The following is a 22,559-nucleotide window of genomic DNA, read 5'->3' as shown; positions in this document are numbered from 1 at the left end:
GAGAGATTATAGATGAGATATTTAAGAAGAAAGAAAAGAAAAAGAAAGTTTTTTAAGTGTTTATTATTTTTAATTATGATATTTTTAGGATTCGATTATGTATATAATACTGAATTAAATCAAGTTTTAGATAAAGATAATGTTATAAAAGGAATTATGATTGTAAATAAAGAGCATCCTATAAAAGAAGATTATACTCCAGATGATCTTACATATGTTACAGTAAGAGACTCTACAAGTACAGATGAAGAAAAAGAAGTATCAAAGAAAATAGTAAAACCTTTAAAGAGATTATTTGATGCAGCAGACAAAGATGGAATAAAGCTATATGTTATTTCAGCATATAGATCATATAAAAGTCAGAAAAATTTATACGATTATTATGAAAAAAAGATGGGAAAAGACTATGTTCGAAGATATGTTTCAAAGCCGGGACAGAGTGAACATCAGACAGGACTTTGTCTTGATGTAGCAAACAGCGCTAGAAATTTTAATAATAGTAAGGAAGCAGCTTGGATTTCTAAAAATTCTTATAAATATGGCTTTATTCTTCGCTATCCAAAGGATAAAATAGAAGTAACAGGTTATAATTATGAATCATGGCATATAAGATACGTTGGAGAAGATGCTGCAAAAAAAATGCATGATAATAATTTATGCCTCGAAGAATATTTAAAATAATGTGAGGATATATTTTATGAAAGCAAACATAGCTGTTGTAGATGATGAAAAAGATATACGAAATCTTATTTCTATTAATTTAAAAAATGAAGGATATACTGTTTTTGAAGCTGAAAATGGGTATAAAATTCTTGAAATTCTTGAGAAGGCAAAAATTGATCTTATAATTTTAGACATAATGATGCCTAAAATGGATGGAATGCAAGCGTGCGAAAAAATAAGAGAAAAATCAAACGTTCCTATTCTTATGCTAAGTGCTAAATCTGAAAATATGGACAAGATTGAAGGTCTTCTTAAAGGTGCTGATGATTATATGGTCAAGCCTTTTGATTCTTTAGAATTAGCAGTAAAAATAAAAGTTATGCTAAGGCGTGCATATATTTTTAACAATTCTGAAAAAGATGAAAATGTAATAAATTTTGGATGCATAAATATAGATAAATCTAGATATATTGTAAAAGTAAATGGGAAAGAAGTTAAACTTACGTCAAAAGAGTTTGATATACTCTATCTTTTATCTAAAAATAGAGGAATGATATTTTCGTCTGAAGAGATTTTTGAAAAGGTATGGAAAGAAAAATATTTTCAGGCGAATAATACTGTTATGGTTCATGTGTGCAGGCTTCGTGATAAACTTAATAAGTTTTCTAAAGGAGAGGATATTATTCATACTATATGGGGAGTAGGGTATAAAATTGAAAAATAGTATTAAAAAATATAGTATAAAAATATTAATAAGTATGCTTTGTAGTATTCTTCTTATTTATTTACTAAAGGAGTCAATAAATAATGATTATATAGAAGGCATAGATAATGCAGTTTCATTAGTTTCTGCATGGTATAGCATGAAAGCAGAGATTGGATTTTATATTAACATATTGTTATTTATAATAATAAGTGCAGTTTTATATCTTCTTATTACGCTTAAAAGCATACTTTTAAGTAAGTCTTTTAGAAAATTTATAAAGGATAATTATATTGTAATTAAAGGTATAGTTATAATGCCGCTTTTTTATTTTATATTAAGCTATATTATAGTAAATGTAATATATATGTTTTTAAATATATATATTTGCAGTAGTTATTCTTTAAATATTTTATGGAATATTTTAAGAAATCAATTTTCTATAGATTTTATAACTCTTTCAAAGTACATTGCTGTTTTTCTTCTTTTTATAAAATTTAGTATGAAAAATGTAATACGTCTTGGAAAGATAATAAATAGTATAAAATCTATGGAAAGTTTAGAAATCTATGATATATATAGTGATAATAAAGATGATTATATTGGAAGATTATCTAAAAACATAAATAATATAGTATCAAGATTTAAAAATTTAAGGGAAGATGAAAAAAGAGCTCAAACTACTAAAAATGAACTTATAACTAATGTGTCTCATGATTTAAGGACACCCCTTACATCTATCTTAGGATATCTTTCTTTGGTTGATGAAGATAAATATAAAGATGAGATAGAACTTAGATATTATATAAATATTGCATATGAAAAAGCTAAAAGACTTAATCTTCTTATAAATGATTTATTTGAGCTTACTAAAATGAATAATAATTATGTAAAACTTAAAATTTCAGATATTAATATTTGTGAGCTCTTAGGACAGATTACAGCTCAGTCAGAATATATTGTAAAGAAAAATAATATGGAAATAAGATTTAAAATGTGCAAAACAAAAATGATAATTGAAGGCGATGGAAATAAACTTTTTAGAGTATTTGAAAATCTTATATCAAATTCAATTAAGTATGGAAGTGAAGGAAAATATTTAGATGTAGTATTAGAGAAAGAAGAAAATATGGCACTAATTAAAATTATTAATTATGGAGAAAAAATATTATCTTCTGATCTTCCATATATCTTTGACAGACTTTATAGAATAGAAAAGTCACGAAATAGCGGTATAGGTGGATCTGGTCTTGGACTTTCTATATCAAAAAGTATAGTTACACTGCATAAAGGAAAGATACGTGCTTTATCTGATAATGAAAAAACAGCTTTTGAAGTCAGGCTTCCATTAAAATCAAAATAAAAAAATAAATTTATTAATAACGGCTGGTCCTTATTTGGAATAAACTAAATAAGGACCAGTTTTTTATTTTGAGTAATAATTAATAATGTTGACAAAAATAGTCAAGTTTGATAATATATAAGTATTCATACAAGAATACTATGAATTAAAATTTAAGAGGTGATGATTTTGGGATTTGACTGGGATTTTATTATTACGAGTGTTCCTCTATTTGAGCGTGCAGGATATTTGACATTTAAATTAGGAATTTTAGGAATAATATTATCAATTTTAATAGGAATTATATGTAGCATATTTCTTTTTTTTAAAGTTAAGTTTTTAAAAAATATTGTAGAATTTTATATTGAACTTTCGAGGAATACGCCACTTTTAGTTCAAGTTTTCTTTTTATATTTTGGTTTCCCTAAAATAGGACTTAAAATGAGTGCTAATACATGCGCAATAATAGGACTTGCTTTCCTTGGGGGAAGTTATATGGCAGAAGCGTTTAGAAGTGGACTTGAATCTGTAAAAAAGATACAGATAGAATCAGGATTAAGTATAGGTCTTTCAAAATTTCAGCTTGCAAGATATGTAATAATTCCACAGGCGTTTTCGGTAAGCATGGCACCAATTAGTGCAAATTGCATATTTTTACTTAAAGAAACATCAGTACTTGGAGCAATATTGATAATGGAAGTTACAAATCTTACAAAGGACCTTATAGGGATGTATTATAGAACATTTGAATCTCTTCTAATGCTCGTTTTAGTATATATTATACTTGTTTTGCCATTATCATTTTTCTTAACTATGTTAGAAAGGAAGGTAAGATATGCAGAATTTGGGCATTAAAGTTATATTTGAACCTGGAAATATAGGACGTCTTTTTGAAGGATTATATGTAACATGTGCAATAGCTTTTTCATCTATTATATTAGGATTAATATTAGGTGCAATTATTGGAATTATAAGAATGAGTAAAAATAAGGCAGTCCTTTTTATAAACAGAGTTTATCTTGAAGCATTTAGAATAATTCCTACACTTGTTTGGCTTTTTATATTTTATTTTGGAGTTTCAAAAATAATTAATATAGATGTAAGCGGAGAGACGATGTCAATTGTAGTATTCACTCTTTGGGGAGCTGCTGAAATGGGTGACTTAGTAAGAGGTGCACTTATGTCTATATCAAAACATCAGATTGAATCTGGAAAGGCACTTGGACTTAATACATTTAATCTTTATAGATATATTATGATTCCTCAGGCTATAAGAAAATTGCTTCCTGGTGTTATAAATCTTTCAACAAGAATGATAAAAACTACATCACTTGTTGTACTTATAGGAGTAATAGATGTAGTTAAAGTAGGACAGCAGATTATAGAAACATCACGTTTTGATTATCCAGATGCATCTTTTTATATTTATGCATTTATATTTTTTTTATATTTCATAGTTTGTTATCCACTATCTAAGATATCAAAAAGAATAGAAACACATTTTAAAGAGCAATAGAAGAATAGGAGGTTTTTTTATGGAAGATAAGGACATATTGATTGAAATAGATGATGTAAAGAAAAAATATGATAATAATATTGAAGTATTAAAAGGTATAAGTCTTAAAGTAAAAAAAGGTGAAGTTATAGTTATTTTAGGACCTTCAGGTTGTGGAAAAAGCACATTTTTAAGATGTATAAATGGACTTGAGAAAATTCAAGGTGGGAATATAAGATTTAAAGATTTCAATTTTAATGATAAGAATATAAATTTTCAAAAAGTACGTGAAAAAATAGGTATGGTATTTCAAAGTTATGATCTTTTTCCTAATATGACGGTTCTTGAAAATATTCTTCTAGGCCCGTTAAAGGTACTAAAGATGGACAAGAAGGAAGCTTTAAAAGATGCAGAGAAACTTCTTTCAAAAGTAGGGCTTTTAGATAGAAAAAATTCATATCCTCGTCAGCTTTCAGGAGGTCAGAAACAGAGAATTGCAATAGTAAGGGCTTTAATTATGAAACCTGAAATTATGCTTTTTGATGAAGTTACAGCATCGCTTGATCCTGAAATGGTAAGAGAAGTTTTAGATGTAATTTTAGACCTTAGAAATAGGGGAATGACAATGCTTATAGTTACTCATGAAATAGCTTTTGCAAAGGCAGTTGCGGATAGAATAGTATTTATTGATGAAGGAAAAATATGTGAAGAATCATCTCCTGATGTATTTTTTACAAATCCAAAAACTGAACGTGTAAAAAAATTTTTAAATGTTTTTAATTATGATTAGGGGGCAGTAAAAATGAAAAAAATTAAAAAAATAATTGCAGTACTTGCTATATGTGCAGTATCGGTTGTAACATTTTTAGGATGTGGTAATTCTAGTAAGGCAGGTGAATCAGCTTCTAGTGCAAGTTCACTTAGTGAAATAAAGGAAAGAGGAAAAATAAAAATTGGAGTATTTAGTGATAAAGCTCCATTTGGTTATGTTGATTCAGATGGAAATAATCAAGGATTTGATGTTTATATTGCAAAGAGGTTTGCAAAAGATCTTTTAGGTGATGAAAATAAAGTAGAATTTGTATTAGTTGATGCAGCAAGCAGAGTATCTTATCTTGAATCAAATAAAGTTGATATTATAATGGCTAATTTTACAGTGACAGATGAAAGAAAAGAAAAAGTAGATTTCGCAGATCCTTATATGAAAGTTGCACTTGGAGTTGTTTCTCCATCTGATAAACAGATAAAGAGTGAAGACGAGCTAAAGGGAAAAAAGATAATTGTTGCAAAAGGAACAACTGCAGAAACTTATATGACAAAGAATCATACAGATGTTGATCTTGTTAAATTTGAGCAGTATTCTGAAATATTCCAAGCTTTAAAAGATGGGCGTGGAGATGCTATTTTAAGTGATAACACTGAGGTCATTGCATGGGCTAAAGATAATCCTAAGTATGAAGTAGGAATTTCATCACTTGGTTCACAGGATACAATTGCTCCTGCTGTTGCAAAAGGAAATACAGAACTTAAAGAGTGGATAAATGACGAACTTGACACTTTAGCAAAAGAAAAGTTTATACACAAGGCATATGAGGCGACTTTAAAATCAGTTTATGGAAGTGAATTTGAAGAAAGTCTTGTTGTCGAAGGCGGTCAGATTTAAAATTAAAAATTATTTTAACTTATAGGAACTTTTGAAATTATTTAAAAGTTCCTATAAGTTTTTTTATTTATCTTGTAGTCTTACTATGAATTTTTTGAACTGTTGTTAATGTAATATAAAGTAAAAATATATTTATAGGAGCCTGAATAAATGATTTCAGAGCTCTTAAAGGAAGAAGTGCAAAAAATCCTTTTCCGTACATAAGACTTAAAGCAAGAGTTGTTAAAGTAATGTTTATTAAAAATACCATTATAAGTTCACATATAATACATCTTTTGATAGTTACTTTTTTGTTATAAAAAACAACTCCATAAATAAATCCACTAAGTATTGAAATTAATGTAAAAGCAGGATTAAATGGTCCACTAGGACGCACTACATAGCAAAGTATATCTCCAATTGCGCCAGACATCGCACCTACAGAAGGGCCTAAAAGCATACCTATAAATGCAGATGGCATAAATGTAAATGAAATTCTAAGCATTGGTGAAACGTATAATGTAAACATGCTAAAGATAAGTTTTAGTGAAATTAAAAGACCAGCAAGAACTAAATTTCTTACGCTTTTTAGCTCCTTGGTTGACATTGTGATAGAAGTGTATAGGGTTTTCATGATATATCCTCTCCTTTAAATAAAATAAATAAATAAAATATTTATTGCTGATGTAAAAGAGAGAACTCTTTTATTAACAGCGGAATGCAATATTTGTACCGCAAACTTTAAATTTTTCGTTTAAGAGACAACTTCCCGTTCTCGTAACACTTAACGCACAAACACCTACTCTGTATAAATATTCAATTGCTGTTATAATAGCACAATATTATGCATTTGTAAAGAAAATATGAACGAAATTTATATAAAAAAAGAACTGCCAAATTTTTTTATGGGCAGTTCTTTTTTTTATTTTAAATTAAACTCTTTCAGCTATTTCATATAATAACTTTTCTGTAGCGTCCCATCCAAGGCATGGATCAGTAATTGATTTACCATAGATATGTTCGCTTATTTTTTGATTTCCTTCTTCAATGTAACTTTCAATCATTACACCTTTAATTAATTTCTTAAGGTCCCCGTTATATTCTCTACTATGTAATATTTCATTTACAATACGAGGCTGTTCGTAGAATTTCTTACCTGAGTTTGCATGGTTTGCATCTACAATTACAGCTGGATTAGGGAAATTATGCTCTTTATATAATTCACTTACTCTTAGTAATTCTTCATAGTGATAATTTTCTATACTGTTACCATGTTTATTTACAGATCCACGAAGAATTGCATGAGCATAAGGATTTCCTTCTGTTTGAACTTCATTGTCTTTATAAATAAAATCATGTCCTGCTTGAGCAGCTTGTATAGAATTAAACATTACAGATAAATCTCCACTTGTTGGGTTTTTCATTCCAACTGGAACATCAACACCACTTGCAGTTAATCTATGCTGCTGATTTTCAACACTTCTTGCACCTACTGCTACATATGTTAATAAATCATCACAATAAATATGGTTACATGGATAAAGCATTTCATCTGCAGGAGTTAAATGTGATTCTTGTATTGCATGAATAAACATTCTTCTTATGGAATGAAGTCCTTCAACCATATTTGGTGCTTTCTCAGGATCTGGTTGATGAAGCATTCCTTTATATCCTTCACCAGTAGTTCTAGGCTTATTTGTATAAATTCTAGGCACGATAAATAATTTATCTTTAACCTTTTCATTTACTTTTGCAAGTCTTGATACATAGTCACATACTGAATCTTCTTCATCTGCAGAACAAGGTCCTATAATTACTACAAATTTATCTTCCTTTCCAGAAAATATATCTTTAATTTCTTTATCTCTTTGTGCTTTTAATTTTTTTAATTCCTCTGATAGAGGAGTTTCAGCTATTATCTCTTCAGGAGATGGCAAGCTTCTTATTTTTGTAAAACTCATTTTTTTAGCCCCCTTATAGTCTTATGAAATTATTATACATATAATATAACAAAAAAAGCAAGTAAATATAAATATTATGCAAAAAGTGATTGACAATCAAAATTAAAAGATGTATTCTATGTTCATAAATTAAATTTGATGAAGAGAAAAAGTAGTGTATAGAAATCTTTAAGAGAGTCAGCGTATGGTGAAAGCTGATAGAATATATATATGAAAAATCATCTCGGAGAAGTAAGGCTGAATTTTTTATGTAAGTCTTAACGGAGGTTCACCGTTAAAAGAAACGCGTATGTTAGTACGTTTGAGTGTTTTTAAGATAGCAATATCTTATTTAAACAGGGTGGTATAGCGAAATTTAAGTGTTTCGTCCCTATAGTTTTAGGGATGAAGCGCTTTTTTTTATTTAAATTTATAATATTTTTATTTAGGGGGCTATTTTTATGAAAATGTTAAAAAAATTAAGTAGGATGCTTGCTGATAATACAGCAGTATTTGTTATTGCAGTGGCTGTGGTTACATTTATTATGCCATCGCTATTTACGTGGGTTAAAGGAACGAAACAAACTATTATTTTAGGAATCATAATGTTTGGGATGGGGCTTACTCTTACAACTAATGATTTCAAAATTTTAGCGAAAAGACCGCTTGATATATTTATAGGGTCTTTAGCACAGTATACAGTAATGCCAGTTGTTGCATTTACTTTATCTAAAGTTTTAAATCTTCCTGATGAAATAGCAATAGGTCTTATTCTTGTAGGATGCTGTCCTGGAGGCATTTCTTCTAATATAATGTCATTTTTATGTCATGGTGATGTACCATTTTCAGTTGGAATGACAACAGCATCGACACTTTTATCACCAGTTTTAACTCCAGCTTTAATGCTTCTTCTTGCAGGAGAAAGAATCACAGTAAATGCAAAGGGAATGTTTATTTCAATATTTGAATCAGTAATAATACCAGTATTTATTGGATTTGTTTTAAATTATTTATTTGGGGAAAAGAAGACATTTAAAGATGTTCAGCAGGTTATGCCTGGAGTATCAGTTACAGGGCTTGCACTTATAGTTGGAGGAGTTATTTCTCTTCAAGGGGCAAATTTCTTTAAATCTGGAATAGTTATTTTTATAGCAGTACTACTACATAATACCCTTGGATATCTTTTTGGATATGGGGTTGGAAAAGTAGCAGGAATGAATCTTGAGAAGAAACGTACAATTTCAATTGAAGTTGGAATGCAAAACGCAGGACTTGCAACAAGCCTTGCAACAGCATATTTTGCATCAGCACCTCAGGCTGCTATAGCAGCAGCAGTATCATGTGTATGGCATTCAATTTCTGGAACAATTCTTGCTGGATTTTATGCAAGACTTGATTTAAAAAAGGCAAAAAAAGAAGACGATAAGTCAGCACTAGAAGCATAGAATTTGAAAAATTATATTGTTATAATACTTAAATTTGATTATCTACTTATTTTTATTTGCGCAATATGGTAAAATAAAAATATTAATGGTTATATTTAGGGGGAGTAAAATGGAAAAGGAAAAGAGATTTGCAGTATTAATTGATGCAGATAATGTTTCACCAAAATATATTAAGTATATTCTTGATGAAATATCAAATTACGGTATTATAACATATAAAAGAATATATGGAGATTGGACTTTAACAACAACATCTGGATGGAAAGAAGTTCTTCTTGAAAATTCAATATCTCCAATACAGCAGTATAGCTATACTACAGGTAAAAATTCAACAGACTCAGCAATGATAATTGATGCTATGGATATTTTATATTCACATAATGTTGAAGGTTTTTGCCTTGTTTCTAGTGATAGTGATTTTACAAGGCTTGCTGTTAGACTTAGAGAATCTGGTATGACAGTAATTGGTATGGGTGAAGAAAAAACTCCAAAACCTTTTAGCGTAGCATGTAATCTTTTTAAATATCTTGATATTTTGCTTGAAGAAGATCAGAGTGATGATCAGATTTTTACTGAAAATAAAAATTCAAATACTTTGAGTAGTTTGAATGTTGATCTTAAAAATGATGAAACTCAAAATATGACAGGAATAAAAATAATAGAAGATGCTATGCTTAAGATAATAACTGAAAATGGAAGTGAAGAAAAAGGAATCGATATAGGAGAGCTTGGAAGTAGACTTGTAAAAAGATATCCCGATTTTGATGTAAGAAATTATGGATATACTAAGCTTTCAAAATTTTTAACAAGTTTTGATACAATTGAACTTGAAAAAAAAGGAAATTCAATAAATGTTCATCTAAAGAATAATAATATTCCTATTTCTAAAATTACAGAAGCTATAATTGATATATTAAAGAAAAGTGATAAGAATCAAATAAATATGGGAGAACTTAATAGAAAACTATGTGAAATATATAATAGTTTCAATTCAAGAAATTATGGATATACAAAGTTCTCGAAGTTTATAAATGAAATTGATGGACTTAAGATAATAAGCAGCAGTAAAAAGGGAGATAAAAACGCTGTAAAATTATTAAATATGTAACATTTTACGTTCCTTTATTAATGTAAGTAATCATAAAATAATTAATATAGAATATATATTAATATCAAATGATTTAGGAGGAATTATAAATGGAGTATTATTTAGGTGCATTTAAGAAGTATGCTGACTTCAGTGGGCGTGCAAGAAGAAAGGAATTTTGGATGTTTGTTCTTTTTAATAGCATAGCAGTTATAATTTTAGGGATTATTGACTATGCTATAGAAATGGATATTCTTACAACAATATATTTTCTTGCAGTAATCGTTCCTGCTCTTGCAATTCAAGTAAGACGTTTACATGATATTGGTAAAAGTGGTGTCTGGTGGTTTATATCTCTCATACCTATAGTTGGACCAATATGGATGCTTGTATTATCTTGTACTGCAGGAACTGTTGGAGAAAATGAATATGGAGAAGATCCTATAGAAGAAAATAAAATTCAATAATACTTATTAATCGGAAAATGGAATTATGGCTATGCATTAAAAAATTTAATGCATAGCTTTTTTTATTTGATTGTTTTATAGTACATTTCTTGTAAATAGAAAAAAAATAATGTATAGTAGATTTTAAAAGACTAATTTGGGAGAGAATAATGAATAATATAAATTATCAAAAAATATTAGATGAAACAATAGAAACATTAAAAAATAAGAAAGAAGTTCCAAAGCTTCTTCTTCACAGCTGTTGTGCACCGTGTAGCAGTTATGTGTTAGAATATCTTTCTAAATATTTTAAAATTACAGTATTTTATTACAATCCTAATATTTCTCCAAAAGTAGAATATGATCATAGAGTAGAGGAAATAAAAAGACTCATATCATCTATGCATTTTGAAAACGAAGTAAATTTTGTTGAAGGAAAGTATGATACTGATACGTTTTTTAATATGTCAAAAGGCCTTGAAAATTTAAAAGAAGGTGGAGAAAGATGTTTTAAATGCTATGAGTTAAGGCTTAAGGAATCAGCATATCTAGCAGAAAAACTTGGAATGGATTATTTTACAACTACGCTTTCAATAAGTCCATATAAAAATGCAGAAAAACTTAATGAAATAGGTGAAAGCATTTCAAAAGATTTAAATGTTAAATATCTTTTCTCTGATTTTAAAAAGAGAAATGGATATAAAAGATCGATAGAATTATCTAAAGAATATAATTTATATAGACAGAATTATTGCGGATGTGTTTTCTCAAAAAGAGACGCAGATTTAAAAATGACAAAGATAGGTGAATGAATAAATGGATATTAAAATATTACTTTTTATTTTGCAGGTTTTATCAGGAGGAACTGCTGGATACATAACAAATAAATATGCAGTAAATATGCTCTTTAAAGAATATAAACCTTTAAATTTTTTAGGATTTAAGTCTATAAAATTTGGCGGAATAGTAAAGAAAAATAAAGAAAAATTTATTGAAGAGATATCTAATCTTGTTGAAAGAGACATAATAAATGCTTCAACAATAAAGGATTCAATAAAAAGCACACAGTTTAAAGATGAAATATTAAAAACTACAGATACTTTTATATCTGAATCTTTAATTAAAAACTCAGAAAATTTCTCTTTGAAAAATTTTGATGGATTTTCAAAAACAAAGGAGAATATTCTTAAAGTTATATCTAATGTATCAGATGTAGTTTTAGACGAAACTATACATAAAAATATAGACGTTTTTAAAGTAGATGAAATTATAACTGATTCTCAAAGTGCTAAAATAACAGATTTTATTTATAATGTTATTTTAAATAAAATGGGTGATGATGGCATAATTAAAGAGTGTTTTGACAAATCATATAGTGATGTTTCATCATATAAATTATCAGAAATTTCAGGTCAAGAATTAAAACAAAAAATAAAGAAAAATATCTGCACGCAGATAGAAAAATATGATGAAAAAAAGATAAGTTATATTTTAAAAGATGCAGGATTTTATAATGTATTTAATGATTTTTTAAAAAGTATAGGAGAAAGAAATATCGGTGATATTTTAGATGAAGATTCTTCTTATAAAATTTCAAAATATGCAGCAAGTCATTTAAAAGAATATATACATTCTGATAATGCAAAATATGAAATAGAGAAAGCTTTAAATAAAATCATTTCTATTTTAGAAAATACGGACAGTACTATATATGAAGTAGTTGGTGATGATTTTGCATCAAAGATAAATATATTTTTAAAAAATAATATAGAAAAAGCTATTCCATATATATCTGAGTGGATAAGAAAAAATAAAGCTGAAATAGAGAATCTTATAGAGGAATCTGTAGATGAATCAGTTGGCACAATGAATGAATCCATAAAGAAAATTATAATAACAAAGGTTAGGGAATCATTTTTAAGCGATATTTCATCAAAGAGTGGAATTGTTGAAAAAATAATAAAATATATAGAAGATTTAAGTTCATCAGATGAGGCGTCTTATAAGATATATGAGACTTTATTTAAGTTTATTAAAGAAAATAAAATAAAAGATATAGTAAAAAAACTTAAAGAAAATAAAATAATAAGCGATGATAATATTAAAAAAGTGTCAAGTTTTATTATAGATAAAATTGATAAAAATTCTGATAAAATAGTTTCAATTTTAATAGAAAGAATTAAAATTCAGAAAATCTCTAATTTAATAAATGTTTCTAATAATGAGGAAAATTTAGAAAAGTATTTAAGTAAAGCATCTTATTTTATAAAAAATCAAATAGAAAAAAATTCATCACATATTTTAGATACTATATTTGATAAGAACGCTTCTGATTTTATATCTTCAAGTGAGATTTTTTTAAAAGTTAAATCGTATATAGAAAATAGCAAAGAAAAAATTTATGATTATATAAAAAATGAAGTTAAAAACTTTAATTTAGCTGATAATGAAGAAGATATAAAAAAGTTTTTAAATACAGCTTTATTAACTTATTCGGAAAAGAAAATAGAGGAGTATTCATCTAAAAACTTATCTTTAGTTCTTTCAAAAGAAATTAAAAATAAGAAAGAAATTTCTAAATATATAGGAAACGAAGTATTAAATTATGCTTATAGTGAAATTGATTCTATTTTAAAAGATAAGGTGAAAAAGATAGTTAAAGATAATCTTCTTACATATGATGATGACAAAATATTAGAATTAGCTGATAGATTTATGGGAAAAGAGCTAAGACCTATTTCAGTATTTGGTGCATTTTTAGGCTCACTTGCAGGGTTTATATTTGCGATATTTAGTACAAATATTGGAATATATGGTTTTTATATGAGTCCTTTTTCAATAATTTCTTCAGTAATTTTAATGTCTCTTGTAGGTATATTTACAAATGTAATTGCATTATGGATGCTATTTCATCCATATAAACAAAATAAGTTTTTAAAAAAGATTCCGTTTCTTAAGTATTTTTCGCTTGGATATATTCCAGCTCATAAAAAAGCACTTGCATCAGGAGTCGCAAGTGTTATAGAAAGTGATCTTTTAAATTCTGATAAAATAAAAGTATTATTAAAAAAGAATGAAGAAACAATAATTTCAAACTATTTACATGATATAAAGAAAAATGATTATAAGAAAGTATTAAGTCTTATAAAAAAGAAAAAAAGCAGTATAATATCATTTGCTTTTAAGAAAACAAATAGCTTAAATATCAATAATGCTCAAAAAAATGCTGAACGTATAAAGGATTTAGATGTTCAATTTTTTATTAAGAATTTAAAAATAGATGAAAATGAGATAAAGAAAATATTAATTCTTAGAGTAAAAAAGTATTTAAATGATGGTTTTAAAGATATTTTAACTGAAGAAAAAGTATTATCATATAGTAAAGAACTTAATGTTAAAAATATTGTTTTAAATAATAATGATACTTATTCTGATTTCTTAAAAAACTCTTTAAACGATATTTTAAATGATGAAAAGTGTATAGATCTAAAGAAAAGTATAGTTAAAAAGATTGATTCTTCTTTATTAGATAATTTTTCAGAAGTTATGAAAAAAGAATTTGAAAAGTTTTTATTCTCTGAGTTTTGCAATGATAAAACTATAGGTGATATATTTAATGGAAATGTTAAATCTTTAATAGATAAGAATCTTAATTCAATCACAATGTTTTTAGCAGAGAAGATTAATTTATATATTTCATCAAATAAAGATAGCATAAAAGATACTGTAATAAATAATGTATCAGAAAATTTGGGATTTTTTGAGAGGATTGCTTATTCAACATTCGGTGGAGATAAAATAGTCTCTAGAACTGTTGATATTATGATAGATAAAAAGCTTGTTCCTTTTATAGGACTTAAGTTTAATGAAATAAAAGATGTTGTAAATAATATACTTTATAAAAATGTATATCCTATAAATGTTAAAGAACTTAAAGTAAAATCTGAAGAGTTTAATTTAAATAATATATTTGAAAAAATAGATGTTGAATTTAAAAGCGATAAAGATTTTAGAAACAATATAAACAAAAAAATAGGGAATGTTTTAGATAAAATATTTTCAAAAGAATTAGGTTTTTATGCTGATTTATTAAATATAAATAATTCAAAGCTATTTATAGATAAATTTAATAATGAATGTGATATTTTAGATAAAAGTATATTATTAAATGTAGAAAATAATATTAAAAAATTAACTGAAGATGTAAATGATAATATAAAATTTATATCTGCATCTGCGTTTAATAATATAGATATAGATAAGTTTGAATATACAGCTGACAAATTATCTGATATTATTAAACCTGAATGTAAGAATCTTTCTTCTATAGTTTTAGATATAAAGTCTAAAAAAATAGGAGATATAATAGATGAAAAAGATTTTGTATTTAAAGTAAAAAAAGTTATATCAAATATATCAGTAGAAAGATTTCTATATGAAAAAGTTTTTGATATGATTATAGATGAAAAACTTTCGTTTATTTCAGATGATATAAAGGAAAGTTTATCAAAAGTAATTCTTTATTCTGCATCAGATGCAGTTAAAATGCACATAAAAAATATTATAATAAATGCCAGATTAAAAGATATATCAGTTAAAGAAATAATGCTTATGCAGTCAAAGACAATAGATGATTTATTTAAATCATTTGCTGGTGCTTATTATAAAAGATTATATATATATGGAGCATTTGGAGGAATTTTTGGACTTAATATATATAGTTCAGTAATAGTATTTTTGGCAGAAAGCTTAAATACATTTTTTGAAGAAAAAGGAGGAGAAGTTTTTGAAAAATAGAATTTCAGACGATATTTTATATAAAGTAGAGAAGCCTGGAAGGTATATAGGAAAAGAATTAAATGAGGTAATAAAAGATCCATCTAAGGTAGATATACGTTTTGCATTCTGTTTCCCAGATGTATATGAAGTAGGAATGTCACATCTTGGAAGTAGAATACTTTATCATACAATAAATATGAGAGAAGATACATATTGTGAAAGAGCGTTTGCACCATGGCCTGATATGGAAGAGCAGCTTAGAAAAAATAACATTCCATTATACGCTCTTGAAACAAAAGATTCTTTAAGTGAATTTGATGTGTTAGGTTTTACTCTACAGTATGAGATGAGCTATACAAATATATTAAATATGCTTGATATGGCAGGAATTACAATAAGGGCTTCTGAAAGAAGAGAAGATGAGCCTTTAGTAATAGCAGGAGGACCATGTGCATATAATCCTGAACCTTTATACGATATAATTGATCTTTTTGAAATCGGTGAAGGTGAAGAGATAATGAATGATGTTTTAGATCTTTATAAAGATTTTAAAAAGAAGAATAAAACAAAAAAGGAATTTTTAAGAGAGGCTTCTAAGATAAAGGGTATATATGTACCTTCTCTTTATGAGGTATCTTATAATGAAGATAAAACTATAAAAGAATTTAAACCTAAATATGAAGATGTACCAGAAAAAGTTACAAAAAGAATAATAAATAATTTTACAAAGGTTGATTTTCCTGACAAAATAATAGTTCCTTATGTTGAAATTGTACATGATAGAATAGTTCTTGAAGTTTTCAGAGGATGTACAAATGGATGCAGGTTCTGTCAGGCAGGGATGATATATAGACCAGTAAGAGAAAAGAAGATTGAAGATCTTTTAGAAGAGGCAAGAAAGCTTGTCGATAGTACTGGATATGAAGAAATTTCACTTTCATCATTAAGTACATGTGATTATTCTAATATTAAAAATCTTATACATGATTTAACTTTAGAACATGCAAAAGATAAAGTAGGAGTTGCACTTCCTTCAATAAGAGTCGATGCATTTTCTGTTGATCTTATAAAAGAAATTCAAAAAGTTAGAAAGAGTGGACTTACATTTGCACCAGAGGCAGGTTCTCAGAGAATGAGAGATATAATAAATAAAGGTCTTACTGAAGAGAAAATTTTAGATGCTGCAACAAGTGCATTTGAAGCAGGATGGAAGACACTTAAACTTTACTTTATAATTGGTGTTCCTTATGAAACTTTAGATGACTGCTCAGAAATTGGAAAACTTGCCGAAAAAATGGTATTTAGATATAAGAGTGTTCCTAAAAAGAAAGGATCAAATAAAGGACTTAGAATAACAGTAAGTACATCAATTCTAATTCCAAAACCATTTACTCCTTTCCAGTGGGCACCAATGGCTAAAATGGATGTTGTAACAGATAAGATAAAAGCTGTTAAGGAATCCATAAAATCAAAATGTATAGTTTATAATTATCATGAACAAAAGACATCTTATATGGAAGCTTTATTTGCAAGAGGTGACAGGAAGTTATGTGATGTACTTATAAAAGCATTTGAAAAAGGTGCAAAATTTGATGGCTGGAACCAGTATTTCAGTTATGAAAGTTGGATGGAAGCTATAAAAGAGTGCGATTTAGATAGTGACTTTTATGTTTATAGAGAGAGAAAATATGATGAAATTCTTCCATGGGATTTTATCGATATTGGTGTAAATAGAAGTTATCTTCAAAGAGAAAATGAAAAGGCAGAAAAAGCAGAACTTACTAAAAACTGTAGAAAAGGCTGCACAGGATGCGGAGTAAATGTAAACTTTAAAGAAGGAGAGTGTTTTGAAGGTGCGATACTTAATTAAATATACTAAAGAAGCGGATATAAAATTTATAGCTCATCTTGATATGCTAAAGACAATTCAGAAGAATATAAGAAGAGCACATCTTCCAATTGAATATTCACAGGGATTTAATCCTCATATGAATACATCAATGGCACAGCCTCTTTCTGTTGGAGTATATTCTCTTGGTGAATATATGGATATGGTTTTAACTGAGAAAATGGATGAAAAAGAGATAATAAAAAGATTAAATGAAACTGCACCAGATGGAATAAAATATATAAGTGCAACTGAAATAGTAAATAAAGAGGGAGAAAAGAAAGTCCCACAGGCTATGGCACTTATTGATGCTGCAAGATATACAATAAAGATAAGATATGAAAACACAGAAAATCTTGAAAATGAAATGAAAGATATTATTGATTTAAAAGAGTGGATGGCTTTAAAGAAAACTAAAAAAGGTGAAAAAGAAGCAGATATAAAACAGCTTGTAATAGAATTTAAGTTCTGGATAAAAGATAATAGCCTTATAATAAACACAGTTTTAAATACAGGGAGTAGACAGCATTTGAATGCTGCACTTTTATCTGATTTTATAAAGGAAAATACATCGGATGCAGTTGTAGATGTATTTACAGAAATAAGAAGAGAAGAAATGTATTTTTATAAAGGAGATAAACTTCTACCTTTATCAGATATAATGCAAAATTAAGAGTGGTGGAAATTAAAGTGAAAGAAGTTTTTATTGAAAGAAGAGAAAAAATATTAAGAATTGCTGTAAAAGAAAATAATATTTTAGAAGAGTGTTTAGTTGAAGAAAAGAAAGATGAACCTATAATAGGTGAGATTTATAAAGGAAAAGTAAAAAATATAATACCTCAGGCAAGAGCGGTATTTATAGATATAGGGCTTCCTAAAGAAGGATATCTTTATTATGGCGATTATGTTATAAAAAAAGGACTAAAAAAAGGTGATGAAGTATTAGCTCAAGTAATAAAAGAGCAGATAGAAAATAAAGGTGCAAAACTGTCTATTAAGCCATCTATTTCAGGAAAATATTCTGTACTTGAATTTTATGATGAGGGAATAGAGTTTTCAAAAAGAATTAAAGATAAAGAAAAAATAGATTATATAAAAAAGAATATAAACTGTCCAAAAAATGTAAAAGTAATAATAAGGACAGAAAGTGAAAATGAGGATATATTTGATATTCAAAAAGAAATAGATAATCTTTATGATGTTTTTCTTAACCTTGATAGAAAGCTTACATATAGCGCAGGAAATAAAAAACTTTATGGAGATAATATAACTCTTATGAAGCTTCTTACAGATTTAGTAGGAGAAAATAAAGTAAAGATATATACAGATAATAGTGATGACTATGATTTTATATATGATTTTGTAAAAGAAAATGATAATTTTGAAACAAATTTTTATAAAGATGATATATCGCTGTTTGACAGTTTTGGAATTGAAAGAGAACTTTTAAAATTAAGACATAATAAAGTTATACTTCCATGCGGAGGTTCTATAGTAATAGATAAAACTGAAGCGATGTTTGTAATAGATGTAAATAGCGGAAAAAATGTTAAAGAGAGAAACTTTAACAAAACTATACTTGAAACAAATCTTGAAGCTGCAAAAGAGATAGGAAGACAGATAAGACTTAGAAATTTAAGTGGAATAATACTTATAGACTTTATAGATTTTAGAGATAGAGATGGAAGAAATAAAGTTATGCAAAAGCTTAAAGAAAGCCTTAAAGCTGATAAAGGAAATGTAAAGATATTTCCTTTTACAGAACTTGATCTTGTTCAGATAGCAAGAAAGAGAAAAGGAAAAAGCATCTATGAGTATATGGAAGAAAAGTGTGAAAGATGTGAAGGAAAAGGCTTCATATTAAAATTATCATATCTTGAAGAACTTATACGAAATGATATAATAAAGATGGCTAAGGAAAATTTAGTAAAAAGTTTTCATATAGATATAGATACGATATATGAAAAGAGAATAAGAGAAAATATTTTGGAATTTTTAAAGGGGATAGATTCTTTAGATATGGAAATATATCTAACATTTGAAGAAAAGCTAGAAGGATATAAAGTAGAGCCTCTTTTATTTAATGGACAAAAAGAAAAATTAAAAAAATATAAAATAGAATACTAATAATATCAATTATGGGGGAATTTCATAATGAAAAATATAGGAGGAAAATGTAGTATGTGGGTTTTGTTTGCTATTTTATCTGCAGTTTTTGCGGCACTTACATCAATTCTTGCCAAAATAGGAATTGAAGGAGTTAATTCAAATCTAGCGACAGCTATACGTACAGGAGTAGTTCTTATTCTTGCGTGGGGAATTGTTTTTGTTTCTGGAACACAAAGCGGTATACGTGATATAAATTCAAAAAGCTGGCTCTTTTTAATACTTTCAGGTATAGCCACAGGGTTTTCATGGTTATTTTATTATAGAGCGCTTCAGATTGGAAAAGCCTCACTTGTTGTACCAATAGATAAATTCAGTGTAGTAATATCAATGGTTTTTGCTTTTGTAATTCTTAAGGAAACAGTAACTATTAAAGCGATTATCGGCGGGATTTTTATTACTATTGGAACATTCGTTATGATTCTTTAAAAAATGCTTTACTTATTTATATAAATATGTTAGACTAAAATTTGTAAACCGCACACGTAAGGTTTTTTATAAAACAAAGTTAAATCTTTGTACCAAAAGTGGCGAGTCCGTTATTGAGGAGGTGTGTTTAATGTACGCAGTAGTAAAAACAGGTGGAAAACAATACAGAGTCACTGAAGGAGACGTTTTATACGTTGAAAAGCTTGACGCTGAAGTTGATTCAACAGTTGAACTTAATGAAGTTTTAGCTGTAGAAAAAGAAGATGGAATTAAAGTTGGAACTCCAGTTGTAGAAGGAGCTAAAGTAGTAGCTAAAGTTGCAGCTCAGGGAAAACAGAAAAAAGTTATCGTCTTCAAGTATAAGTCTAAAAAAGACTACAGAAGAAAGAATGGTCACAGACAACCTTATACTAAATTAGTAGTAGAAAAGATTGAAGCTTAATTATTATGGTAACAGTAGTAATTAAAAAACATAATCATCTCATTAAAGGTTTTGAAATAAAAGGTCATGCACTTGATGAGCATACTAAAGGAGATCTATATGATCTTGTCTGCAATTCAGTTTCAGTACTGTCGCAGAGTGTTCTAATAGGGTGCATTGATGTATTAAAATTGAAACCTTCATATGAAATGAAAGATGGATACTTAAAATTAGATATGGAAAATCTTAAAAGTGAAAAAGCAGAAGTTCTGCTTGAAACATTTGAGAAGAGTATTGAAAGTACGATTTTAGGTTTAGATCAGGAATTAGGCTACAAAAAAAGTAGCAGATATATAACTTTAATTGATGAGGAGGTGTAGTTATATGTTAAAGATGAACCTTCAATTATTCGCTCATAAAAAAGGAATGGGTAGTACTAAGAACGGAAGAGACTCAGAATCAAAGAGATTAGGAGTTAAATCAGCTGACGGAGAATTTGTTCTTGCAGGAAACATTCTTGTTAGACAAAGAGGAACTAAGATCCATCCTGGACAGAACGTTGGAAAAGGTGGAGACGATACTTTATTTGCCAAAGTCGATGGAGTTGTAAAATTCGAAAGAGTTGGTAAAGATAAGAAAAGAGCAAGTGTTTACCCTGTAGACGTTGAAGCAGTAGCTGAATAATTATTCTGAAAATGAGCACTCTTAGTATTAAGAGTGCTTTTGTTAATTCTAATATTAAATGCACAATATAGAGTTTATAAATTATTGTAATTTGTATATTGTGCATTAAAAAAATGGAGAGTGATTTAATGTTTATAGATAAGACTAAAATATTTATTAAATCGGGAAAAGGCGGAGACGGTTCAATTTCGTTTAGAAGAGAAAAGTACATACCGCTTGGAGGACCTGATGGTGGAGATGGTGGAGATGGTGGAAGTATCATCTTCGAAGTAGATAATAATATGACAACTCTTATGGATTTTAAATATAAGAGAAAATTTGTTGCTGAAAATGGTCAAGACGGAGGCGGGCAGAAATGCTTTGGAAAAGCTGGAGAAGATAGATTAATTAAAGTCCCAATGGGAACAATTATAAGAGAAGCTTCAACTAATAAAGTTATTGTAGATATGTCACATAAGGGACAGAAAATTGTTCTTTTAAAAGGAGGAAAAGGCGGTAAGGGAAACGTAAGATTTGCTACTGCAATAAAGCAGGCACCTCATTATGCAGAACCAGGAATGCCAAGTGAAGAGATGGAACTTACACTTGAACTTAAACTTCTTGCAGATGTAGGACTTTTAGGATTTCCTAATGTTGGAAAGTCAACTTTTCTTTCAATGACAACAAAAGCAAAACCAAAGATTGCAAATTATCATTTTACAACTTTAAAGCCAAACCTTGGGGTTGTTCAGGTATCAGGAATTGATCCGTTTGTAATGGCAGATGTCCCTGGAATAATTGAAGGAGCAGCAGAGGGAGTAGGTCTTGGAATACAATTCTTAAAACATCTTGAAAGAACAAGACTTCTTATTCACATTGTTGATATTTCAGGAGTTGAAGGAAGAGATCCATATGAGGACTTTTTAAAGATAAATGATGAGTTAAAGAAATACTCAGTAAAATTATGGGATAGACCTCAGATAGTTGTTGCAAATAAGATGGATCTTGTTTATGAAGATGGTGTATTTGAAGAATTTAAAAAGAAGGTAAATGCATTAGGATACGATAAAGTATTTGAAATGTCAGCAGCTACACATAAAGGTGTTGATGAAGTTATGAAAGAAGCAGCATCAATGCTTAAGAATATTCCTGTAAAGGAACTTGAAATACCAGAAGAAGATATGTATGTACCAGAAGAGAAGAAATTTACATATGAAATTGAAACTGAAGAAAATGAAGATAATGTAAAGACATATGTAGTTACAGGCTCATTTGTCGATAGACTTCTTTCAGCAGTTAATGTAAATGATGCTGACTCATTAAGATATTTCCATAAAGTTCTTAAAAACAAAGGAGTCTTTGATGAATTAAGAGAACTTGGAATAAAAGATGGAGATATGGTAAGACTTGATGATTTTGAATTTGAGTATATATTATAGAAATTGGAGGA

At 27.8% G+C, this 22,559-nt stretch carries 22 protein-coding genes, 1 riboswitch and 1 other annotated feature; of the genes, 20 read left to right on the top strand and 2 right to left on the bottom strand.

The window, feature by feature from the left end:
- The first annotated feature begins 12 nt into the window (after nucleotides 1–12).
- The 7 genes from MTX53_RS09135 to MTX53_RS09105 all read left to right on the top strand — a co-directional run bounded on the left by MTX53_RS09135 (nucleotide 13) and on the right by MTX53_RS09105 (nucleotide 5,866).
- Complete coding sequence (locus tag MTX53_RS09135) at nucleotides 13–681, top strand: M15 family metallopeptidase (RefSeq protein ID WP_244833458.1); 669 nt, start codon at nucleotides 13–15, stop codon at nucleotides 679–681.
- A gap of 16 nt (nucleotides 682–697) precedes the next feature.
- On the top strand, nucleotides 698–1,387 hold the full coding sequence (locus MTX53_RS09130; RefSeq protein WP_244833457.1) for a response regulator transcription factor: 690 nt from the start codon (nucleotides 698–700) through the stop codon (nucleotides 1,385–1,387).
- Nucleotides 1,377–2,729, top strand: a complete 1,353-nt coding sequence (locus MTX53_RS09125) for an ATP-binding protein (RefSeq protein WP_244833455.1) — start codon at nucleotides 1,377–1,379, stop codon at nucleotides 2,727–2,729. Before MTX53_RS09130 ends, MTX53_RS09125 begins: the two co-directional genes overlap by 11 nt.
- A 168-nt stretch (nucleotides 2,730–2,897) precedes the next feature.
- On the top strand, nucleotides 2,898–3,563 hold the full coding sequence (locus MTX53_RS09120) for an amino acid ABC transporter permease (protein ID WP_244833453.1): 666 nt from the start codon (nucleotides 2,898–2,900) through the stop codon (nucleotides 3,561–3,563).
- Complete coding sequence (locus MTX53_RS09115) at nucleotides 3,544–4,224, top strand: amino acid ABC transporter permease (RefSeq protein ID WP_244833451.1); 681 nt, start codon at nucleotides 3,544–3,546, stop codon at nucleotides 4,222–4,224. Before MTX53_RS09120 ends, MTX53_RS09115 begins: the two co-directional genes overlap by 20 nt.
- Before the next feature lie 19 nt (nucleotides 4,225–4,243).
- Nucleotides 4,244–4,993 carry an amino acid ABC transporter ATP-binding protein gene (locus tag MTX53_RS09110; protein WP_280527241.1) on the top strand — a complete coding sequence of 250 codons (750 nt, stop codon included), beginning with the start codon at nucleotides 4,244–4,246 and terminating at the stop codon, nucleotides 4,991–4,993.
- 12 nt (nucleotides 4,994–5,005) lie between these two features.
- Nucleotides 5,006–5,866 (top strand): cysteine ABC transporter substrate-binding protein, encoded by an 861-nt coding sequence (locus MTX53_RS09105; RefSeq protein WP_244833449.1) that lies wholly within the window; start codon nucleotides 5,006–5,008, stop codon nucleotides 5,864–5,866.
- Nucleotides 5,867–5,933: 67 nt separating this feature from the next.
- On the opposite strand, the gene MTX53_RS09100 is transcribed toward MTX53_RS09105, so the two are convergent.
- Nucleotides 5,934–6,479 carry a folate family ECF transporter S component gene (locus MTX53_RS09100; RefSeq protein WP_244833447.1) on the bottom strand — a complete coding sequence of 182 codons (546 nt, stop codon included), beginning with the start codon at nucleotides 6,477–6,479 and terminating at the stop codon, nucleotides 5,934–5,936.
- 75 nt (nucleotides 6,480–6,554) lie between these two features.
- Nucleotides 6,555–6,654, bottom strand: a riboswitch (THF riboswitch).
- Nucleotides 6,655–6,777: 123 nt separating this feature from the next.
- Nucleotides 6,778–7,806: a 3-deoxy-7-phosphoheptulonate synthase gene (locus MTX53_RS09095; RefSeq protein WP_244833445.1), complete on the bottom strand. Its 1,029-nt coding sequence runs from the start codon at nucleotides 7,804–7,806 to the stop codon at nucleotides 6,778–6,780.
- A gap of 129 nt (nucleotides 7,807–7,935) precedes the next feature.
- Nucleotides 7,936–8,181, top strand: a binding site (T-box leader).
- A 65-nt stretch (nucleotides 8,182–8,246) separates the two neighbouring features.
- Between MTX53_RS09095 and MTX53_RS09090 the strand changes: the two genes are divergently transcribed.
- The 13 genes from MTX53_RS09090 to obgE all read left to right on the top strand — a co-directional run bounded on the left by MTX53_RS09090 (nucleotide 8,247) and on the right by obgE (nucleotide 22,548).
- Complete coding sequence (locus tag MTX53_RS09090) at nucleotides 8,247–9,230, top strand: bile acid:sodium symporter family protein (RefSeq protein ID WP_244833444.1); 984 nt, start codon at nucleotides 8,247–8,249, stop codon at nucleotides 9,228–9,230.
- A 109-nt stretch (nucleotides 9,231–9,339) separates the two neighbouring features.
- Nucleotides 9,340–10,338 (top strand): NYN domain-containing protein, encoded by a 999-nt coding sequence (locus MTX53_RS09085; protein WP_244833442.1) that lies wholly within the window; start codon nucleotides 9,340–9,342, stop codon nucleotides 10,336–10,338.
- An 89-nt stretch (nucleotides 10,339–10,427) separates the two neighbouring features.
- A complete protein-coding gene (locus MTX53_RS09080) occupies nucleotides 10,428–10,784 on the top strand; it encodes a DUF805 domain-containing protein (protein ID WP_244833440.1) in 357 nt (118 codons plus the stop codon).
- Nucleotides 10,785–10,933: 149 nt separating this feature from the next.
- Nucleotides 10,934–11,575: an epoxyqueuosine reductase QueH gene (locus tag MTX53_RS09075; RefSeq protein ID WP_244833438.1), complete on the top strand. Its 642-nt coding sequence runs from the start codon at nucleotides 10,934–10,936 to the stop codon at nucleotides 11,573–11,575.
- A 4-nt stretch (nucleotides 11,576–11,579) separates the two neighbouring features.
- Nucleotides 11,580–15,560: a DUF445 family protein gene (locus MTX53_RS09070; RefSeq protein WP_244833436.1), complete on the top strand. Its 3,981-nt coding sequence runs from the start codon at nucleotides 11,580–11,582 to the stop codon at nucleotides 15,558–15,560.
- Entirely contained in the window at nucleotides 15,550–17,412 is a 1,863-nt protein-coding gene (locus MTX53_RS09065; protein ID WP_244833434.1) for a TIGR03960 family B12-binding radical SAM protein, read from the top strand. The genes MTX53_RS09070 and MTX53_RS09065 overlap by 11 nt, the downstream gene beginning before the upstream one ends.
- Nucleotides 17,396–18,103: a TIGR03936 family radical SAM-associated protein gene (locus MTX53_RS09060; protein WP_244835483.1), complete on the top strand. Its 708-nt coding sequence runs from the start codon at nucleotides 17,396–17,398 to the stop codon at nucleotides 18,101–18,103. The genes MTX53_RS09065 and MTX53_RS09060 overlap by 17 nt, the downstream gene beginning before the upstream one ends.
- Nucleotides 18,104–18,120: 17 nt before the next feature.
- Nucleotides 18,121–19,557, top strand: a complete 1,437-nt coding sequence (locus MTX53_RS09055) for a ribonuclease E/G (protein WP_244833433.1) — start codon at nucleotides 18,121–18,123, stop codon at nucleotides 19,555–19,557.
- 54 nt (nucleotides 19,558–19,611) lie between these two features.
- Nucleotides 19,612–20,025, top strand: coding sequence for an EamA family transporter (locus MTX53_RS09050; RefSeq protein WP_244835482.1), 414 nt, complete (start codon nucleotides 19,612–19,614; stop codon nucleotides 20,023–20,025).
- A 130-nt stretch (nucleotides 20,026–20,155) separates the two neighbouring features.
- Nucleotides 20,156–20,467 (top strand): 50S ribosomal protein L21, encoded by a 312-nt coding sequence (rplU, locus tag MTX53_RS09045; protein ID WP_244833431.1) that lies wholly within the window; start codon nucleotides 20,156–20,158, stop codon nucleotides 20,465–20,467.
- Nucleotides 20,468–20,472: 5 nt separating this feature from the next.
- Nucleotides 20,473–20,826 carry a ribosomal-processing cysteine protease Prp gene (locus MTX53_RS09040; RefSeq protein WP_244833429.1) on the top strand — a complete coding sequence of 118 codons (354 nt, stop codon included), beginning with the start codon at nucleotides 20,473–20,475 and terminating at the stop codon, nucleotides 20,824–20,826.
- Nucleotides 20,827–20,830: 4 nt separating this feature from the next.
- Nucleotides 20,831–21,130, top strand: a complete 300-nt coding sequence (rpmA, locus tag MTX53_RS09035) for a 50S ribosomal protein L27 (protein WP_244833428.1) — start codon at nucleotides 20,831–20,833, stop codon at nucleotides 21,128–21,130.
- A gap of 128 nt (nucleotides 21,131–21,258) precedes the next feature.
- Nucleotides 21,259–22,548 (top strand): GTPase ObgE, encoded by a 1,290-nt coding sequence (obgE, locus tag MTX53_RS09030; protein WP_244833426.1) that lies wholly within the window; start codon nucleotides 21,259–21,261, stop codon nucleotides 22,546–22,548.
- Nucleotides 22,549–22,559: the final 11 nt, after the last annotated feature.

Source organism: Clostridium sp. BJN0001 (assembly GCF_022869825.1).
In the GTDB taxonomy this organism is placed as follows: Bacteria; Bacillota; Clostridia; order Clostridiales; family Clostridiaceae; genus Clostridium.
This window is presented reverse-complemented; position numbering and strand designations above follow the sequence as displayed.

Coding starts and splice junctions, on each gene's coding strand:
- MTX53_RS09135 (WP_244833458.1), top strand. CDS start 13: ATGAGATATTTAAGAAGAAAGAAAAGAAAAAGAAAGTTTTTTAAGTGT.
- MTX53_RS09130 (WP_244833457.1), top strand. CDS start 698: ATGAAAGCAAACATAGCTGTTGTAGATGATGAAAAAGATATACGAAAT.
- MTX53_RS09115 (WP_244833451.1), top strand. CDS start 3,544: ATGCAGAATTTGGGCATTAAAGTTATATTTGAACCTGGAAATATAGGA.
- MTX53_RS09110 (WP_280527241.1), top strand. CDS start 4,244: ATGGAAGATAAGGACATATTGATTGAAATAGATGATGTAAAGAAAAAA.
- MTX53_RS09105 (WP_244833449.1), top strand. CDS start 5,006: ATGAAAAAAATTAAAAAAATAATTGCAGTACTTGCTATATGTGCAGTA.
- MTX53_RS09100 (WP_244833447.1), bottom strand. CDS start 6,479: ATGAAAACCCTATACACTTCTATCACAATGTCAACCAAGGAGCTAAAA.
- MTX53_RS09095 (WP_244833445.1), bottom strand. CDS start 7,806: ATGAGTTTTACAAAAATAAGAAGCTTGCCATCTCCTGAAGAGATAATA.
- MTX53_RS09090 (WP_244833444.1), top strand. CDS start 8,247: ATGAAAATGTTAAAAAAATTAAGTAGGATGCTTGCTGATAATACAGCA.
- MTX53_RS09085 (WP_244833442.1), top strand. CDS start 9,340: ATGGAAAAGGAAAAGAGATTTGCAGTATTAATTGATGCAGATAATGTT.
- MTX53_RS09080 (WP_244833440.1), top strand. CDS start 10,428: ATGGAGTATTATTTAGGTGCATTTAAGAAGTATGCTGACTTCAGTGGG.
- MTX53_RS09075 (WP_244833438.1), top strand. CDS start 10,934: ATGAATAATATAAATTATCAAAAAATATTAGATGAAACAATAGAAACA.
- MTX53_RS09070 (WP_244833436.1), top strand. CDS start 11,580: ATGGATATTAAAATATTACTTTTTATTTTGCAGGTTTTATCAGGAGGA.
- MTX53_RS09050 (WP_244835482.1), top strand. CDS start 19,612: ATGTGGGTTTTGTTTGCTATTTTATCTGCAGTTTTTGCGGCACTTACA.
- rplU (WP_244833431.1), top strand. CDS start 20,156: ATGTACGCAGTAGTAAAAACAGGTGGAAAACAATACAGAGTCACTGAA.
- MTX53_RS09040 (WP_244833429.1), top strand. CDS start 20,473: ATGGTAACAGTAGTAATTAAAAAACATAATCATCTCATTAAAGGTTTT.
- rpmA (WP_244833428.1), top strand. CDS start 20,831: ATGTTAAAGATGAACCTTCAATTATTCGCTCATAAAAAAGGAATGGGT.
- obgE (WP_244833426.1), top strand. CDS start 21,259: ATGTTTATAGATAAGACTAAAATATTTATTAAATCGGGAAAAGGCGGA.